14 protein-coding genes are annotated in these 18,185 nt (G+C 55.7%); 9 read left to right on the forward strand and 5 right to left on the reverse strand.

All coding sequences use genetic code 11. From position 1 onward, the window contains the following. The first annotated feature begins 18 nt into the window (after positions 1 to 18). Genes kdpB through ACTU3N_RS06640 form a run of 5 tightly spaced genes read left to right on the forward strand, consistent with a single transcriptional unit; the run spans position 19 to position 6,478 of the window. On the forward strand, positions 19 to 2,067 hold the full coding sequence (gene kdpB / locus ACTU3N_RS06620) for a potassium-transporting ATPase subunit KdpB (RefSeq protein ID WP_443085343.1): 2,049 nt from the start codon (positions 19 to 21) through the stop codon (positions 2,065 to 2,067). Positions 2,068 to 2,078: 11 nt separating this feature from the next. Next, entirely contained in the window at positions 2,079 to 2,654 is a 576-nt protein-coding gene (kdpC, locus tag ACTU3N_RS06625) for a potassium-transporting ATPase subunit KdpC (RefSeq protein ID WP_443085344.1), read from the forward strand. 3 nt (positions 2,655 to 2,657) lie between these two features. Then, a complete protein-coding gene (gene kdpD, locus ACTU3N_RS06630; protein ID WP_443085345.1) occupies positions 2,658 to 5,342 on the forward strand; it encodes a two-component system sensor histidine kinase KdpD in 2,685 nt (894 codons plus the stop codon). Next, positions 5,339 to 6,016, forward strand: a complete 678-nt coding sequence (gene kdpE, locus ACTU3N_RS06635) for a two-component system response regulator KdpE (RefSeq protein WP_443085346.1) — start codon at positions 5,339 to 5,341, stop codon at positions 6,014 to 6,016. The genes kdpD and kdpE overlap by 4 nt, the downstream gene beginning before the upstream one ends. A gap of 33 nt (positions 6,017 to 6,049) precedes the next feature. Beyond that, positions 6,050 to 6,478: an EamA family transporter gene (locus ACTU3N_RS06640; RefSeq protein WP_443085347.1), complete on the forward strand. Its 429-nt coding sequence runs from the start codon at positions 6,050 to 6,052 to the stop codon at positions 6,476 to 6,478. A gap of 24 nt (positions 6,479 to 6,502) precedes the next feature. On the opposite strand, the gene pgm is transcribed toward ACTU3N_RS06640, so the two are convergent. Then, positions 6,503 to 8,143, reverse strand: a complete 1,641-nt coding sequence (pgm, locus tag ACTU3N_RS06645) for a phosphoglucomutase (alpha-D-glucose-1,6-bisphosphate-dependent) (RefSeq protein ID WP_443085348.1) — start codon at positions 8,141 to 8,143, stop codon at positions 6,503 to 6,505. A gap of 25 nt (positions 8,144 to 8,168) precedes the next feature. Continuing rightward, positions 8,169 to 8,714, reverse strand: a complete 546-nt coding sequence (gene seqA / locus ACTU3N_RS06650) for a replication initiation negative regulator SeqA (protein ID WP_443085349.1) — start codon at positions 8,712 to 8,714, stop codon at positions 8,169 to 8,171. A gap of 182 nt (positions 8,715 to 8,896) precedes the next feature. Between seqA and ybfF the strand changes: the two genes are divergently transcribed. The 4 genes from ybfF (at position 8,897) to fur (ending at position 11,509) form a co-directional block, all read left to right on the forward strand. Next, positions 8,897 to 9,670: an esterase gene (gene ybfF, locus ACTU3N_RS06655; protein ID WP_443085350.1), complete on the forward strand. Its 774-nt coding sequence runs from the start codon at positions 8,897 to 8,899 to the stop codon at positions 9,668 to 9,670. A gap of 131 nt (positions 9,671 to 9,801) precedes the next feature. Continuing rightward, positions 9,802 to 10,083: a LexA regulated protein gene (gene ybfE / locus ACTU3N_RS06660; RefSeq protein WP_443085351.1), complete on the forward strand. Its 282-nt coding sequence runs from the start codon at positions 9,802 to 9,804 to the stop codon at positions 10,081 to 10,083. Positions 10,084 to 10,245: 162 nt separating this feature from the next. Continuing rightward, positions 10,246 to 10,776: a flavodoxin FldA gene (gene fldA, locus ACTU3N_RS06665; protein WP_443085352.1), complete on the forward strand. Its 531-nt coding sequence runs from the start codon at positions 10,246 to 10,248 to the stop codon at positions 10,774 to 10,776. 286 nt (positions 10,777 to 11,062) lie between these two features. Then, positions 11,063 to 11,509 carry a ferric iron uptake transcriptional regulator gene (gene fur, locus ACTU3N_RS06670; RefSeq protein WP_443085353.1) on the forward strand — a complete coding sequence of 149 codons (447 nt, stop codon included), beginning with the start codon at positions 11,063 to 11,065 and terminating at the stop codon, positions 11,507 to 11,509. Between the two features lie 100 nt (positions 11,510 to 11,609). Here the strand turns inward: fur and ACTU3N_RS06675 are convergent, their stop codons facing one another. From ACTU3N_RS06675 to glnS, 3 genes are all read right to left on the reverse strand, one after another. Beyond that, entirely contained in the window at positions 11,610 to 14,264 is a 2,655-nt protein-coding gene (locus ACTU3N_RS06675) for a beta-N-acetylhexosaminidase (RefSeq protein WP_443085354.1), read from the reverse strand. A 31-nt stretch (positions 14,265 to 14,295) separates the two neighbouring features. Next, positions 14,296 to 15,714 carry a chitoporin ChiP gene (chiP, locus tag ACTU3N_RS06680; protein ID WP_443085355.1) on the reverse strand — a complete coding sequence of 473 codons (1,419 nt, stop codon included), beginning with the start codon at positions 15,712 to 15,714 and terminating at the stop codon, positions 14,296 to 14,298. A 438-nt stretch (positions 15,715 to 16,152) separates the two neighbouring features. Continuing rightward, the gene (gene glnS, locus ACTU3N_RS06685) at positions 16,153 to 17,820 is read right to left on the reverse strand and encodes a glutamine--tRNA ligase (protein ID WP_443085356.1); all 1,668 of its coding nucleotides are present in this window, start codon (positions 17,818 to 17,820) and stop codon (positions 16,153 to 16,155) included. Between the last annotated feature and the right edge of the window lie 365 nt (positions 17,821 to 18,185).

Here is an 18,185-nt window from a genome sequence, read left to right on the forward strand (position 1 = left end):
CAGGCGGAGACACATTTTATGACTCGCAAACAACCCGGCCTGTTCGAACCTCAGCTTGTTCGACAGGCGTTAATTGCCGCTATCACCAAACTCAGCCCGCGCGTACAGTGGCGCAACCCGGTGATGTTTATTGTCTGGATTGGCAGCGTGCTGACCACTGCGCTGGCGCTCGCAATGGCGACCAATCATCTCAACGGCAGCGCTCTATTTACCGGTGCTGTCTCGCTGTGGCTATGGGTGACGGTGCTGTTTGCTAATTTTGCCGAAGCGCTGGCGGAAGGTCGCAGCAAAGCCCAGGCCAATAGCCTGAAAGGAGTGAAGAAAACTGCTTTCGCCCGCAAACTGCGCGCGCCGGAGTATGGCGCGCAAATTGACCACATTCCGGCGCAGGATCTGCGCAAAGGCGATGTGGTGCTGGTGGAAGCCGGAGACATCATTCCGTGTGACGGCGAAGTGATTGAAGGCGGTGCGTCGGTGGATGAGAGCGCGATAACCGGCGAGTCTGCCCCGGTTATCCGTGAGTCCGGCGGGGATTTTGCCTCGGTGACCGGCGGCACGCGCATTCTCTCTGACTGGCTGGTTATCCGCTGTAGCGTGAATCCGGGCGAAACCTTTCTCGACCGGATGATAGCGATGGTGGAAGGCGCGCAGCGGCGTAAAACCCCTAACGAAATCGCGCTGACGATTTTACTCCTCGCGCTGACCATCGTCTTTCTGCTGGCAACCGCAACCCTGTGGCCGTTCTCCGCTTACGGCGGCACGGCGGTTAGCGTCACGGTGCTGGTCGCGCTGCTGGTCTGCCTGATCCCCACTACCATCGGCGGGCTGTTGTCGGCGATTGGCGTGGCAGGCATGAGCCGGATGCTCGGCGCAAATGTTATCGCCACCAGCGGGCGCGCGGTGGAAGCCGCGGGCGATGTCGATGTGCTGCTGCTGGATAAAACCGGCACCATCACCCTGGGTAATCGCCAGGCCAGCGCTTTTTTACCCGCGCAGGGTGTCGATGAGAAGACGCTGGCCGATGCCGCGCAGCTGGCTTCGCTTGCCGATGAAACACCCGAAGGCCGCAGCATTGTTATCCTCGCGAAGCAGCGCTTCAACCTGCGCGAGCGGGATATGCAAGACCTGCAAGCGACCTTTGTTCCTTTTACGGCGCAGACGCGAATGAGCGGTATTAATGTGCACGACCGCTTGATCCGCAAAGGCTCGGTGGATGCAATTCGCCGCCATATCGCTGCAAATGGCGGCCAGTTTCCGGCTGATGTGGAAGCGCTGGTGGAACGCGTCGCACGCGATGGCGCAACGCCGCTGGTGGTGGCCGAAGGGGCGAAAGTCCTCGGCGTTATCGCCCTTAAAGATATCGTTAAAGGCGGCATAAAAGAGCGCTTTGCTCAGCTGCGCAAAATGGGTATCAAAACGGTAATGATAACCGGAGACAACCGCTTGACCGCTGCGGCCATTGCTGCCGAAGCGGGCGTGGATGATTTTCTGGCCGAAGCAACGCCGGAAGCGAAGCTTGCGCTTATCCGCCAGTATCAGGCCGAAGGGCGGCTGGTGGCGATGACCGGCGATGGTACTAACGACGCACCGGCGCTGGCGCAAGCGGATGTGGCGGTAGCGATGAACTCCGGCACGCAGGCGGCGAAAGAAGCGGGCAATATGGTCGATCTCGACTCAAACCCCACCAAGCTTATCGAAGTGGTGCATATCGGTAAGCAGATGCTGATGACGCGCGGCTCGCTGACCACGTTCAGTATCGCCAACGACGTGGCGAAATACTTTGCCATCATCCCGGCAGCCTTTGCCGCCACTTACCCGCAGCTTAATGTGCTGAATGTGATGCATCTGCACTCGCCCGCATCGGCCATTCTAAGCGCGGTGATTTTTAACGCGCTGATCATTGTGTTTCTTATCCCGCTGGCGCTAAAAGGGGTGAGCTACCAGCCGCTGGCCGCCTCTGCCATGCTGCGCCGCAACTTATGGATTTACGGCCTGGGTGGCCTGGTGGTGCCGTTCATCGGCATCAAGGCTATCGACCTGCTGCTCACGCTCTTCGGCCTGGTTTAAGAGGATTCATCATGGCTATGTTTCGCCCCGCTTTATTACTTTTTATCCTGCTGTCGCTGATAACCGGCGGGCTTTATCCGCTGCTCACTACCGCGCTTGGGCAGTGGTGGTTTAACCCGCAGGCCAACGGTTCGCTTATCCATCAGGGAGACAAGGTTGTTGGCTCCACCCTGCTGGGGCAAAATTTTACCGCACCGGGATATTTTCACCCGCGCCCTTCCGCCACCGCAGATACGCCTTATAATCCAGGAGCATCCGGCGGCAGTAACCTGGCGGGCAGCAACCCGGCGCTGGATAACATAATAGCTGAGCGCGTCGCCATGCTTCGCGCGCAGAATCCGCAGGCGGATGCGCGCGTGCCGGTCGAGCTGGTGACCGCCTCTGCCAGCGGGCTGGACGGGCAGCTCTCGCCTGAGGCGACGGCCTGGCAAGTGCCGCGCATTGCCACGGCGCGGCATCTGCCGGAGCAGGAGGTGGCCCGGCTGGTGGCTGAGCACACCGAAAAACCGCTGGCGGATTTCCTCGGTCGCCCGGTGGTGAACATTACCGAACTCAACCTGGCGCTGGATGCGCTCAAGGATAAGTAACGCATGACAGATGAGCCGTTGCGCCCCAACCCTGACCGCTTGCTGGAACACGCCGCGAGCGCGCACCGGGGCAAGCTGAAAATCTTTTTTGGCGCCTGCGCCGGGGTCGGGAAAACATTCGCTATGTTGCAGGAAGCCCAGCGGTTGCGGGCGCAGGGGCTGGATATTCTCGCAGGCGTCGTAGAAACCCACGGGCGCCAGGAGACCGCCGCCCTGCTCGACGGGCTGGCGACGCTCCCTGCCCGGCGCATCGCGCATCGCGGTCGCGTGCTGACGGAGTTTGATCTCGACGCCGCCCTCGCCCGGCGTCCGGCGCTGATTTTAATGGATGAACTGGCGCACAGTAATGCGCCCGGCTCGCGCCATCCCAAACGCTGGCAGGACGTAGAGGAGCTGCTGGAAGCCGGTATCGATGTCTTCACCACCATCAACGTGCAGCACCTGGAAAGCCTGAATGATGTGGTCAGTGGCGTGACGGGGACGCCGGTGCGTGAAACCGTGCCGGACCCGTTTTTCGATAGCGCCGATGAGGTAGTACTGGTGGATTTACCGCCGGACGATCTGCGCCAGCGGTTGCATGAAGGCAAAGTGTATATCGCAGGCCAGGCGGAGCGCGCTATCGAACACTTCTTTCGTAAAGGGAACCTGATAGCGCTGCGCGAACTGGCGCTGCGGCGCACCGCCGATCGGGTGGACTCGCAGATGCGCGACTGGCGGGACAGCCTGGGAGAGGAGAAAGTCTGGCACACCCGCGATGCGATTTTGCTCTGTATCGGGCATGGCGCGGGGAATGAAAAACTGTGCCGCAGCGCCGCGCGGCTGGCGGCTAAGCTTGGCAGCGCATGGCATGCGGTGTATGTCGAAACCCCGACGCTGCATAAACTTCCCGAAGCGCAGCGGCGGTCAATTTTAAGCGCGTTGCGCCTGGCGCAGGAGTTGGGCGCTGAAACCGCGACGCTTACCGACACGGCTGAAGACAAAGCCATTTTACGCTACGCCCGCGAGCACAACCTCGGCAAAATCATACTCGGCAGGCACAACAAACGCCGCTGGTGGAGTAAGCCCTCGTTCGCCGAGCGGCTGGCGCGCCGCGCGCCGGATGTGGATATCGTGCTCATCACGCTGGATGATGGCCCCCTCCCGCTTCCCGCCCGCCCGGCAGAGCCGCGCTCATTTATTGAGCGCTACCGGGTGCAACTCAAAGGCTGCGTGGTGGCCCTCGCCCTGTGTGCCGCCATCACGCTGATTGCCATGCAGTGGCTGAGCGCTTTTGACGCCGCCAACCTGGTGATGATCTACCTGCTCGGCGTGGTGCTGATAGCGCTGTTTTATGGCCGCTGGCCTTCAGCTTTTGCCACGGTCATTAACGTGGTGAGTTTCGATCTCTTTTTTATCGCGCCGCGCGGGACGCTGGCGGTCACCGATGTGCAATACCTGCTGACTTTTGGCGTGATGCTGAGCGTGGGCCTGCTGATTGGCAACCTGACGGCGGGCGTGCGCTACCAGGCGCGCGTGGCGCGCTACCGGGAGCAACGCACCCGCCATCTGTATGAGATGTCAAAAGCGCTGGCGGTCGGGCGCAACAGCCTGGATATCGCCACCACCTGTGAAACCTTTATTCACTCCACCTTTAACGCCCGCAGTAAACTGCTGGTGCCGGACCATAGCGGGCAACTGGTGGCGTTGACGCAAAGCCAGATAACGCCCTGGGATGATGCGATTGCCCGCTGGAGTTTTGATAAAGGCCAGCCTGCCGGAGCAGGCACCGACACCCTGCCCGGCGTGCCGTATCAGATCCTGCCGCTAAAAAGCGACGCCAAAACCTGGGGATTGTTGGTTGTCGAGCCTGCCCATCTTCGCCAGTTAATGATCCCCGAGCAGCAACGGCTGCTGGAAACGTTCACGCTGCTGGTTGCCAGCGCCCTGGCGCATCAGGCACTGGCTGCCAGCGAAGAGCAGGCGCGGCTGGCAAGCGAACGGGAGAGCGTGCGCAATGCGCTGCTGGCGGCGCTTTCGCACGATTTACGCACGCCGCTGACCGTGCTGTTTGGCCAGGCGGAGATCCTGACGCTGGATCTCGCCAGCGAAGGCTCAAAACACGCGCCGCAGGCCAACGAAATCCGCCAACATGTGTTGAACACCACGCGGCTGGTGAATAATCTGCTGGATATGGCCCGTATCCAGTCCGGCGGTTTTAACCTGAAAAAAGAGTGGCTGACGCTGGAAGAGTTAGTGGGTAGCGCGCTCAAAACGCTTGAGCCAGGCCTCGGCGGGCGGCACATTACCCTGGCGCTGCCCGACCCGTTAATGCTGGTGCATGTGGATGGCCCACTCTTTGAGCGGGTGCTGATTAATTTGCTGGAAAATGCGGTGAAATACGCCGGATGGCAGGCGGAAATCGGCATCCGCGCCCACAGCACGCCCGATGCCCTGATGCTTGACGTGTGGGATAACGGACCGGGTATTCCACCAGGCCAGGAGCAGGCGATTTTTGCGAAGTTCGCGCGTGGCAACAAAGAGTCATCCATTCCCGGCGTCGGGCTTGGCTTAGCTATCTGCCAGGCGATTGTGGAGGTTCACGGCGGCACCCTTAGCGCCCACAACCGCCCGGAAGGCGGCGCGCTGTTTTGTGTTACGCTTCCTCGCGAAAATCCACCGCAACTTGATGAGTTATCAGAGGATCTGTGATTAACGTTCTGATTGTTGAAGATGAACAGGCTATTCGTCGCTTTCTGCGCACCGCGCTGGAAGCCGAAGGACTGCGCGTTCATGAAGCGCAGACGTTGCAGCGAGGCTTAATCGAAGCCGCCACCCGGAAACCGGATCTGGTTATCCTCGATCTGGGTTTGCCGGACGGAGACGGGATCGATTTTATTCGCGACCTGCGCCAGTGGAGCCAGATGCCGGTGATTGTGCTGTCGGCCCGCACGGAGGAGAGCGATAAAATTGCCGCCCTTGATGCGGGGGCCGATGATTACCTGAGTAAACCGTTCGGTATTGGCGAGTTGCAGGCGCGCCTGCGGGTGGCGCTGCGCCGCCACGCCAGCAGCGCGCCGGATGAGCCGATCTTCACGTTTTCCGACATCCGGGTTGATCTTGCCAACCGGCGTATTCAGCGCGGTGATGAGGAAATCCATCTCACGCCTATCGAGTTTCGCCTGCTGGCGGTGCTGCTCAATAACCACGGCAAGGTGCTGACCCAGCGGCAGCTTCTCAGCCAGGTATGGGGGCCAAACGCCGTCGAGCACAGCCACTATTTGCGCATCTATATGGGGCATTTACGGCAAAAACTGGAGCGAGACCCGGCGCGTCCTTGTCATTTAATCACCGAAACCGGGATTGGCTATCGATTCATGCTCTGAAAGCGTATCCTGTTGTTATACAGGAGGTGAATCATGAGCGCCTGGTTAATTTATGCTCTGCTGTCGGCGCTGACCGCCGCGCTGGTAGCGATTTTCGGTAAAATCGGCCTGCAACATCTTGATGCGAATACCGCCACTGCCGTGCGCGCAGTGGTGATGGCGCTGTTTCTGGTGGGCGTGGTGGTGGTGCAGGGAAAGTTGTCGCTGGTCAGCGCGGTGCTGGCAGATAAAAAAGCGTTGCTGTTTGTCGTGCTAAGCGGCGTGGCGGGTGCGCTGTCGTGGCTGTTCTATTTTATGGCAATTAAAAACGGTAGCGTGTCGCGGGTGGCGCCCATCGATAAGCTCAGCGTGGTGTTTGCCGTGGTGCTGGCGGTGGTGTTGCTGGGTGAGAAGGTCTCGCTGGTTGCCGGTGCAGGCGTGGTGCTGATTGCTGCTGGCGCGTTGCTGGTCGCGCTGGGGTAAAGGCTCCCGCAGGAGCCTTACTGGTTATGCGTTTTTCAGCACGTCGCTGACAATCTCTACCGCTTCTTTTTCAATCTGCTGACGGTGCTCAGCACCGAGGAAGCTTTCGCAATAGATTTTGTAAGCGTCTTCCGTACCGGACGGGCGCGCGGCGAACCAGCCGTTTTCCGTCATCACTTTCAGACCGCCAATCGACGCGCCGTTACCGGGTGCTGCCGTCAGACGCGCAATGATCGGGTCTCCGGCGAGCGTGCTGGCGCTGACCATCTCTGGCGACAGCTTAGAAAGCGCGGCTTTCTGCGCCGACGTCGCCGCTGCCTGCAAACGGTTATAGCTCGGCGCGCCAAAACGCGCGGCCAGCTCATCGTAATGCTGCTGCGGGTTTTTCCCGGTCACCGCGGTGATTTCTGCCGCCAGCAGGCACATAATGATGCCGTCTTTATCCGTTGACCACGGCGTGCCGTCGAAGCGCAGGAACGACGCGCCCGCGCTCTCTTCGCCGCCAAAGCCAAAGCTGCCGTCATGCAGGCCATCAACAAACCATTTAAAGCCGACCGGCACTTCCACCAGCTTGCGCCCCAGCGCGTCAACAACACGGTCAATCATCGCCGAAGAGACCAGCGTCTTACCGACAGCAACCTCTTTGCCCCACTGCGGACGATGCTGGAACAAATAATTGATAGCCACCGCCAGGTAGTGGTTCGGGTTCATCAGCCCTGCCGGGGTCACGATACCGTGGCGGTCATAATCCGGGTCGTTTGCGAAAGCCAGGTCAAACTTATCGCGCAGCGCCAGCAGACCGGCCATTGCGCACTCGGAGGAGCAATCCATACGGATAGCGCCGTCTTTGTCCAGATGCATAAAGCGGAAAGTCTGATCGACCTGATCGTTAACAAGGGTCAAGTCCAGCTTGTAGTGCTCAGCGATACGCTTCCAGTACTCGATACCGGAACCGCCCAGCGGATCAACGCCCAGCTTCAGCCCTGCTTTCTGGATAGCGGCCATATCGACGATGTCGGCCAGCCCTTCAATAAAAGGTTGCACCAGATCTTTTTGCGTCACGTGGCCGGATGCCAGCGCCGCGTCCAGCGAAAGGCGTTTGACCCCTTTCAGGCCATCGGCCAGCAGCGCGTTCGCGCGGTCTTCCACCACTTTGGTGACATTGGTATCGGCCGGGCCGCCGTTTGGCGGGTTGTATTTGATGCCGCCATCTTCCGGCGGGTTATGCGACGGTGTGATAACGATACCGTCGGCCTGCGCGCCGCCGTTTTTATTGTGTACCAGGATAGCATTGGAAACCGCAGGCGTCGGCGTAAAGCCGTTATTTTCCTGCACAATCACGTCCACGCCGTTGGCTGTCAGCACTTCCAGCACCGAGATAAACGCCGGCTCAGAGAGCGCATGGGTGTCTTTGCCCACATAGCAAGGCCCGGTGATGCCGTTTTTCGCACGCTCTTCGGCAATCGCCTGGGCAATCGCCAGAATATGCTGCTCGTTAAAGCTGTGGCGACCCGCGCTGCCGCGGTGACCAGACGTACCAAATTTGACCGCATGTTCTGAGTTGCCGACTTGCGGTTTTAGCACGTAGTACTGCGCAGTGAGCTGAGCGACGTTAATCAAATCGTTCTGTTGTGCAGGTTGCCCCGCACGTGGGTGGTTAGCCATTGCCTGGTCCTTTTCAATGCAAGGATTAAATTGTACCGCAAACTTTTTCAATCAATTCCGCCGGGAACTGCATTGACTGCATGATGTGCTCGATCATGCTGCATTTACGGCCCGTATTCGTGTTGGTAATAACCCAAAATGGGGTATCCGGCACCTGTTTTGGTTTCGTCTGGTTGCCGTTTTGCAACAACGTTTGCTCGTTGAGAGCAAAGTATACGCGCGTGCGCCCGTGCAGGGATTCAGTGGATTCTGTAAAGCCTTTTTCATCAAGTGAATAAAGCGTCGACAGCACCAGCAGAAAACGGTTAACCGCTTTTTTCTGCTCCGCGTATTCATCAGACAATAATAGTTCACGCACGGCGCGGACTTTGTCTTTTGCGGTATTGACCGGTTTCACCGCTTCAGCGGTACGCGCTTCTTTTACCGGAGCATGTGTGTGGGCAGGCAGAGACTGTGGTACGGCGGAAAATTTCAGCATGCGCCGTAAAATATCTGACGCGCTTTCGCCAATATGCTTAGTATGGCTGGCAATATAACTGTAAAGCTCGTCATCAACTTCGATAGTTTTCATCTTAATCCAGTGAGATATCTAATCTGAATACAAGTGTTGGGATTATAAAGTGAAATCGCAACATCGGGTAGCGTCAAACCAGGATGGCGGCAAAACTCAGAGAAATTCTCAACCTTGCAGCCGGGCGGTAGAATGTTCACCATAATAGCCTATCCCTGAGGCGTGAAAAAAAGAACTTTGCCATGAAATTGAATACGCGCGCGCAAACTGCGCAACAACCGCACAACAATTCACCCATTATTCTGGTGCACGGTCTGTTTGGTAGCCTGGATAACCTCGGCGTGCTGGCCAGGGATCTGGTGGCCGACCACGATGTGGTGCAGGTGGATATGCGCAACCACGGGCTTTCGCCACGTTCTGCTGAAATGAACTACCCGGCGATGGCGCAAGACCTGCTCGATACGCTTGATGCGCTGCAGATAGAGAAAGCGACGTTTATCGGCCACTCGATGGGAGGCAAAGCCGTAATGGCGCTCACCGCGCTGGCACCAGAGCGCATTGACCAGCTGGTGGCAATTGATATCGCGCCGGTGGATTATCAGGTGCGCCGCCATGATGAAATCTTTGCAGCTATCAATGCGGTCAGTGAGGCGCATGCCACCACGCGCCAGCAGGCCGCTGCGCTGATGCGCGAACAGCTTAATGAAGAAGGCGTGATTCAGTTTTTACTGAAATCGTTTGTTGAGGGCGAATGGCGGTTTAACGTGCCGGTCTTGTGGGATCAGTATCCGCATATTGTTGGCTGGCAGACCGTTCCGGCGTGGGATAAACCCGCGCTTTTCGTGCGCGGCGGCAACTCGCCTTATGTCACCGAAGCGTATCGCGACGCGCTGCTCACACAGTTCCCGCAGGCGCGGGCACATGTTATCGCCGGGGCGGGCCACTGGGTGCATGCAGAGAAGCCCGAAGCGGTGATGCGCGCCATTCGTCGTTATCTTGCTGATAAGCCTGAGTGATTAAAAATCCGCCGACTGGTCGATTCCATGCGCCCGGTCGTTGGCGCGCTCGTTATGCTGATGTATGATGGCGCGCTAATCAGCCCGGGCACTGGCCCGATTGCTTGTATCTCCCGTAGTATGCTTAAACCATGGCTAAAGAACAAACGGACCGCACGACACTAGATCTGTTCGCAAATGAGCGTCGACCGGGCCGACCCAAGACCAACCCGCTCACGCGCGATGAACAGTTGCGCATTAACAAACGCAACCAGCTAAAACGCGATAAAGTTCGCGGGCTTAAGCGTGTCGAGCTGAAGCTGAATGCCGACGCGGTTGACGCGCTAAACGAGCTTGCCGAAGCGCGGAACATGAGTCGCAGCGAACTGATAGAAGAAATGCTGCTCACTCAGCTTAACGCCTTGCGCGGCTAGCGAATAATCCGAAACGCCTTCCAAAATTTTGCTTTCATGTAGCATACAGTGCAGTCGGCGGTGATTCCGTTTCCGCGCGCTTGTCTGTTCTGCTATGATTGCCCTTATCTGTGGGCTTATCGCCACCACCATACCATTTAGTTTCAAGAGGTTATTTTACTCATGGCAATTACAGGCATTTTCTTCGGCAGCGACACCGGTAACACCGAAAATATTGCAAAAATGATCCAGAGTCAGCTTGGTAAAGACGTTGCCGACGTACATGACATTGCCAAGAGCAGCAAAGAAGATCTCGAAGGCTATGACATCCTGCTGCTCGGCATTCCGACCTGGTATTATGGTGAAGCGCAGTGCGACTGGGATGACTTTTTCCCTACGCTCGAAGAAATTGATTTCAACGGTAAGTTAGTGGCGCTGTTCGGCTGTGGCGACCAGGAAGACTACGCGGAGTATTTCTGCGATGCGCTGGGCACCATTCGCGATATCATTGAACCGCGCGGCGCAACAATTGTGGGTCACTGGCCTACCGCCGGGTATCATTTTGAAGCATCGAAAGGTCTGGCGGATGATGATCACTTCGTGGGTCTGGCTATCGACGAAGACCGCCAGCCGGAGCTGACCGCCGAGCGCGTGCAGCAGTGGGTGAAGCAGGTGCGCGAAGAGTTGCACCTTGACGATATCCTCAATGCCTGATGATGACGGCATGTCGGCAAGACATGCCGTATTAATAGGTAGAAGCAATGAAATTAATTGCTACAAATTTTTAACTTTTTCTGCCATCGCGGTACAATAGGCCCTGCTAATGTGAGGTGGATCATGGACCAGGTCGTCCACCCCACGTTTTATAAGCTTACCTTACTTGAGGGCTTGCAGTTTTCATTTATACATGGCAGTTCTATAATGAGACGCATTATCCCAGGTGCATTCCTTATAACTTCCTTGAGGGAAGTGAATCGTATAGCAACAGGACAGATTCCGCATGACTGACAACAATACCGCATTAAAGAAGGCCGGCCTGAAAGTCACGCTTCCTCGGTTAAAAATTCTGGAAGTGCTTCAGGAACCGGATAACCATCATGTCAGTGCGGAAGATTTATATAAACGACTGATCGACATGGGCGAAGAGATTGGGCTGGCCACGGTGTACCGTGTTCTTAACCAGTTCGATGACGCCGGGATTGTGACCCGTCATAATTTCGAAGGCGGTAAATCCGTTTTTGAACTGACTCAGCAGCATCACCATGATCACTTGATTTGCCTCGACTGTGGCAAAGTGATTGAATTCAGTGACGACTCTATCGAAGCTCGCCAGCGTGAAATTGCCTCCCGACACGGCATCCGTCTGACGAACCACAGCCTTTACCTGTATGGTCACTGCACCGAAGGTGACTGCCGCGAAGATGAGCACGCTCACGACGCAAAGTAATTTGTGCAACATACTCTGAGCCAACCTGACGGTTGGCTTTTTTTTGCCTGTAATAAAAAGCCCGGCAAGCTCTCGCCGCCGGGCATCTTCACCGCTCTCTTTATGCTTTTACGTTATCCACCCGGCTCATACGTTTCCCGTCCGGGCTGACCGTGCGCACCTGCACCTCACCGCTGACCTGCGGGCGGGCACTGTCATTATAGCGCTGCCAGTTTTTGCCGCCGTCGGTTGAGTACTCAACAACCATACCGGGGAAACTGGTGTTGGCTTCAAGCTTGCCCTCCACCACGCGCGCGCCGGGCACCGGCAGACGGTAGTTCACGCCTGCTTTATCCAGCTTCGCCAGCTCGCGACTGCCTAACAGATTGGCAAAGCGTACCCAGTCTTTGTGCAGTGCGTTCACATCGACCTGATGTGTCTCGCCGCCTTTATACTCCCGGCCCGCCTGGTAATCCTGCTCCCAGGCCGCGCGATGCCAGGCGCGTTCAGCAACAGAGAACATACGCGGGTAGATCATGTATTCCATCTGGTCATCGGTACGCACCACTTCGCTCCACAACTGGGCTGAGAGGCCATACGCGCCCGGCCAGGGTTTATCGGATTTGGCGCTAAAAGCGTTGCCGTCCCGATCGACTGAGGTTTCCGCGTTTTGTGGCATATTGTCCGGCGCGAAGCTAAAGATTTTACGCTCATCGCTAAAACGCGTTCCCCAGTAGTAACCGCTCTCTGCCGGATGTACCTCATTCGGGAAGTCGAGGTAAACATAGTCCGGGTTAGAGACGACAACACGGAAGCCTTTATTCGCCCAGTCGTTTACTGAGTCAAAACCGCCCCAGTAAAGGGTATCCCAGAAGTTAACATTGACATGATCGGTCGCAAATTCCGAGGCGTTTTTGGCATCCTTCAGCCCATCCTGCCAGGCCTGCATGGTGTTGATGCCGTGTGCTTTCACAAGCTTACTCACTTCAACGCCAAAGTAGCTGGAGAGGTGCTCAACATCGGCAACCTTGCCTGCTTTGATCATTGCCTGGCACGCCTGAGACTTCGCCCAGGGTTTATCCTGATTGCTTTGATCGATAATCCCTTTGCCCGCTTCCGGGTTTTTCTTGTCGGTGTAACCCGCGCCGAGATAGATATTTTTCGCTTCGTCACCGCCAAAATGCCAGGTATTCAGCGTCAGTCCGGCTTCTTTATGCATCTGCTGAATTTCACCCATCACTTTATCAACAAAGTTACGCGATGAATTGAGGCACGGGTTGAGATAGCCGGTACGGTTATAGAACTGCACGCCGGTGGTGTTGGAGGTATCGGTCGGATCGAGCAGGCGGAACTGGTTCGCTTCCTGCTCTTTGCCCTCTTTCATCAGCTTTTCATAACGGGCTTCCATGGCTATCACCGCCGCACGCGCGTGGGCAGGCATATCGATCTCCGGGATCACTTCTATCTGCCGCGCTTTGGCGTATTTTAAAATCTCGATGTAATCCGCGCGCGTAAAGTAGCCGCTGCCGGTGTTATCGCTGCCAGGGCCGGAGCCAAGCTGCGGCAGCAGGCAGGTTTTCTCGCTCAGATCGTGGCAGCGCTTGCTGCCGATGTCGGTCAGCTCCGGCAGGCCAGGGATCTCAATGCGCCAGCCTTCGTCATCGCTCAGATGGAAGTGGAATTTATTGAGCTTGTAAGCCGCCATTTGATCCAGCAAACGCAGCACCGCCTCTTTGCTGTGGAAATTGCGGCCAACGTCCAGATGAATCCCGCGATAGTCAAAGCGCGGCGCATCTGTCGCGGTTAGAGTTGCGATTTTCAGCGGCCCTTCGGCCGGGAGAAGCGACAGAACAGATTGCAGGCCGTAGAACACGCCCGCTTCGTCATAGCCGGTGATAACCGTTTCTTTCTCGCCAATCGTCAGCTGATACGCGCCGGACACCGGTTCATCGCCTTCAAACTTATCGCTGGCGATTTCCCCTCGAACCGGGTATGTCCCCTCTTTCACCCCTAACAATGCAAAGCGTGCTTTCACCGCCTCCAGCGATGCCGCCGACAGCCCCGGTAGCGCAAGCTTCACGCCGTTACTCAGATCCACATCCTGGCCGTGCACGCTCACCTCGCGCGGCGTCGGCACAATTTGCCCGCGCAGCGCCTGCAGATTCAGCGCCTTGACGTCGCTGTTTTTATCAAAGCGCGCTTCGGCCGTCATCAGCACGTTTTTATCATCCGGCGTCCGTTTCCACTGCCCGGTCAGCGGTGTGACGAACTGCGACAAATCTTCGCTATCCGTATTGGCGATAACTTTTGGCGTGGCCCCGTCGGCAGTGACATACCAGCGCGGCAGCACGTCGGTGACGAAAAGCTGCCAGTATTCATTGATAACCGGGATCTCAACCGACTGCTTTGCCGGGAAGCCGGTGAATTTTTCCGTCGGCTCCAGCTTGTGCAAATCGCCCATAATATGGGTCACTTTAAACTGGTCATTCGCCACGTCCAGAATCGGGCGAATGCTGTGGAAATAGATAGCCCAGTCCTTGTCAGTGACCGCTTCGCCGTTATTGGTCAGCGTCACCACAGCCTTGCTACAGGATGCCCAGTCTGCGCCAAGCTTTGCGCAATCGACACCGTTGAGGGCGGCAAAATTATCCTTCACCGCGTAGTTAAGATGGAACTGGCTGATCGCATCCACTGTGCTCTGGCTTGCCTGCGCAGGCAGGCTGCCCATCAGGCCAAGTACGGCGCTGGCAAGTAGTGTTAATCGAACTGTTTTCATGAGTTATTCCTTCAGGCGTCCGGCATGCTTATCAAAAAATAGTGAAAGGTGCAGTGACCATAAATTTCACGTCGCGCTCATCCTGGAAGATGTTGCCGTAACCACCGCTCCAGCTCGGAATGTCGGAGTGGTTGTCGTATTGTGTGAAGTGCAGCTTAAACATGGTGCCTTTCGCACGGCCTTCCTGAACGGTGTAGATAGCATCCAGGCTGTAGGCAGACTCTTTGATTTTATTCGACGGGAAATCCGTGGCCTGGCCGTTAACCAGTTGCCATGTTGACGGTTTAGCATCCCAGGCGTAGGCATACGAAGCCCCCACTGACCAGCCCGGCAGATCCCAGTTTTTCAGGTCATACATCGCACCAAAGAACACCGCTTTTTCGCCGTTGGCGTTGAAGTCCGAGCGGTTATCCCACCAGATATCCAGACGACCGTTGGAAGAGGCATACTTTGGCGTCATACGTTGCAGAAAGTAGCCCTGCTGGCCTTCTGCTTTGACCCAGGTTCCTTCAAGACGTAAATCCACCGGGCCGATGGTGTAGCCAAAGGTCAGCGCCTGTAACCAGGCCAGGCCGTCGTAAATATCGTTAACAGTGTGGCTGGACGCTTTATCACGCGCGCCATAGAACTGGTAGCTGGTGCTAAGCGGGCTGCCCGCTACCGGGAATTTGTAGCTCGCTTTGGCAAAATACTGATCGACAAAACCTTCGGCCTGACCAAATGCCGCTTCCAGCACCAGGTCGTTTTTAAAATCGTACTTCGCGCCCAGCGAGTGCAGGTATTTAACTTTGGTCTTATTGTCGTTGCGGTAAAACTTATCCATCTCCAGATGCCACGGCGCTTTGTACTTGTTGGTCCACATGTACGAGAAGCTCAGCGCGCCCGCATCGCCGTAGTCAAAATTCGCCCCGGCTTCCGCGCCCTGATAAGTGCCCGGCATAAAACTCCAGTGTGGCGCGAATAATGTCTGACCGGTCGGCTGGATATAACCGGCGCGTACCCACACCGGGCCATATTTAAATTTCGCCGCCGCTTTATATAAACTTACGCCGCTTTTATCGCCTTTATAGGTTTCTTTATACGCTTTATTACTGTGAGAAAAGGCGATTTCGTTCGGGTGCCCGCTCTTGCTGTCTTCCGCCATTTCAATGGCTGTAAAAGCAGCAATATCCAGGCCGAACATATCCGCAGCAAAACCGGACTGGAAATCAAGGTTCGCATTCCAGGTTGCGTGTGAGAGGTTAGTCGTATATTTGCCGTAATCTTCACTGCCTGGTGTAAGATCTTTGCGGTCGCGCTCACGCTGCCAGTAATAAATACCCCCGGTTAGCGTGGAATCATCAATAAAACCCGCCGCCTGCGCCTGCGGTGCTACAACCCAGCCCGACATTGCCGTGACGCTGGCAATAGCCAGCGCCAGCGCACTACGTTTGCCAATAAACGTACGCATGTGTAATTCCTTTAATTTGATGTTTATAACGTCGCCGGGAACGGCGAAAAAAAGACAAAAAGTTTAATTAGTTAGCAAAACACCCGAATGAGCTAATGCCTTAAGACTATTTTTCGCGACGCGAATTATCAATGCCTTTTGTTCATCAAATTACAGGATTATGACAGAGTGCACATATTTAGACGTATTTTGTAATATTCACAAAATCACCACACAATTAAGAAAAAACTCGTTACTTTTCAGATATTATTTTTTATTGATAACGATTACATTAATATTTTTTATTTAATGGCGAGGTATTAATTAACTTAAATAATGTCAATGGGGAGATATATTAATTCGCGACGCGAAAATTAATACAAGTAATCACTTAAAGGATAAGCAAAAAAAACGCCGCGAGTCGCGGCGTTGGAATTAAATGGTATGTGGTTGACCTGGTCAGTCAGCGATTTTCGCCCAAGTATCCCGCAAACCTACAGTGCGGTTAAACACTGGTTTGGTAGCGGTTGCATGGCGGCTGTCGAGGCAGAAATACCCCTCGCGCTCAAACTGGTACGCTTTGCCCGCTTGCGCTTCTTTGAGTGACGGTTCCGCGTAACCCTGGCGAATAACCAGTGATTCCGGGTTAAGCGTTGCCAGGAAATCTTCCGCAGCGCCAGGGGTTGGCACGCTGAACAGGCGATCGTAGAGGCGAATCTCTACCGGCAGCGCATGCTGTGCGCTAACCCAGTGGATAACACCTTTCACTTTGCGGCCATCTGCCGGATCTTTGCTGAGCGTGTCCGCATCGTAAGAGCAGAAAATGGTGGTGATATTGCCTTCGGCATCTTTCTCCACGCGCTCGGCTTTAATCACGTACGCATTACGCAGACGCACTTCTTTGCCAAGCACCAGACGCTTGTATTGCTTGTTGGCTTCTTCGCGGAAATCCGCGCGATCGATCCAGATTTCGCCGCTGAACGGTACTTCACGCGTGCCCATTTCCGGCTTGTTCGGATGGTTCGGCATCGTTACGATTTCGCTGCTGCCCTGCGGGTAGTTTTCGATAACCAGTTTCACCGGATCGATAACCGCCATGGCGCGCGGCGCGTTTTCGTTCAAATCTTCGCGAATGCAGGACTCCAGCGACGCCATCTCGATAGTGTTGTCCTGCTTGGTGACGCCAATGCGTTTGCAGAACTCACGAATGGAGGCCGCGGTATAACCACGGCGGCGCAGACCAGAGATGGTCGGCATACGCGGGTCGTCCCAGCCTTCAACATGCTTATCTGTGACCAGCAGGTTGAGTTTGCGCTTGGACATCACGGTGTACTCCAGATTCAGACGAGAGAACTCGTACTGACGCGGGTGAACCGGGATGGTGATGTTATCCAGCACCCAGTCATACAGGCGACGGTTGTCCTGGAACTCCAGTGTACACAGTGAGTGGGTAATGCCTTCCAGCGCATCGCTGATGCAATGGGTAAAGTCATACATCGGGTAGATGCACCACTTATTACCAGTCTGGTGGTGTTCTGCAAATTTGATGCGATACAGCACCGGGTCGCGCATGACGATAAATGGCGAAGCCATATCGATTTTCGCACGCAGGCAAGCGGTGCCTTCGGCGAAACCACCGGCACGCATTTTCTCAAACAGCGCCAGGTTCTCTTCTACGCTGCGATCGCGAAACGGGCTGTTTTTGCCCGGCTGCGTCAACGTACCTCGATACTCGCGGATCTGCTCCGGGGTGAGTTCATCAACGTATGCCAGGCCTTTGTTGATAAGCTCAATTGCATACTGATAAAGCTGGTCGAAATAATCTGAGGAGTAGCAGATGTCGCCTGACCACTGGAAACCCAACCACTGCACGTCGTTTTTAATCGACTCAACGTATTCGATATCTTCTTTTACCGGGTTGGTGTCATCGAAGCGCAGATTGCACTGCCCCTGGTAATCCTGGGCAATACCAAAGTTCAGGCAGATGGATTTTGCATGGCCGATGTGCAGATAACCATTCGGCTCAGGCGGAAAACGGGTATGGATCGTGGTGTGCTTACCACTGGCCAGATCTTCATCAATGATCTGACGAATAAAGTTAGTTGGGCGGGCTTCTGCCTCACTCATCGCGGGTTCCTCAAAACGTAAATAACGTATAACGGCACATGATCTTATAAGAGGACGCAGGAAACAACCCTTAGTTATATAATTCCCCCTCCTGCGCAGGATGCTAAATAAGGCAGTGGCCAGTAACACGCCCTGGGAGCCACGCCGATCAATGTTAATGCAGGCAAATGGTTGCGTAGTGTGAAATTCAGCCGCTTAATGCCAGGCTGCTTTATAGAAGAAGCGCCAGCTGGAAGGCATAATAAATATCCTCCGGCATAGCCGGAGGTTTTTCAGATGCGCCTATAAGGCTCTATTACCAGCCGCGCCCTAACAGGCGCATACGATCTGACATTTGCATCAAACTTCGTTACTTACGGCCCGTA

The organism is Vagococcus sp. WN89Y, assembly GCF_052220145.1.
Taxonomy (GTDB): Bacteria; Pseudomonadota; Gammaproteobacteria; order Enterobacterales; family Enterobacteriaceae; genus Kosakonia.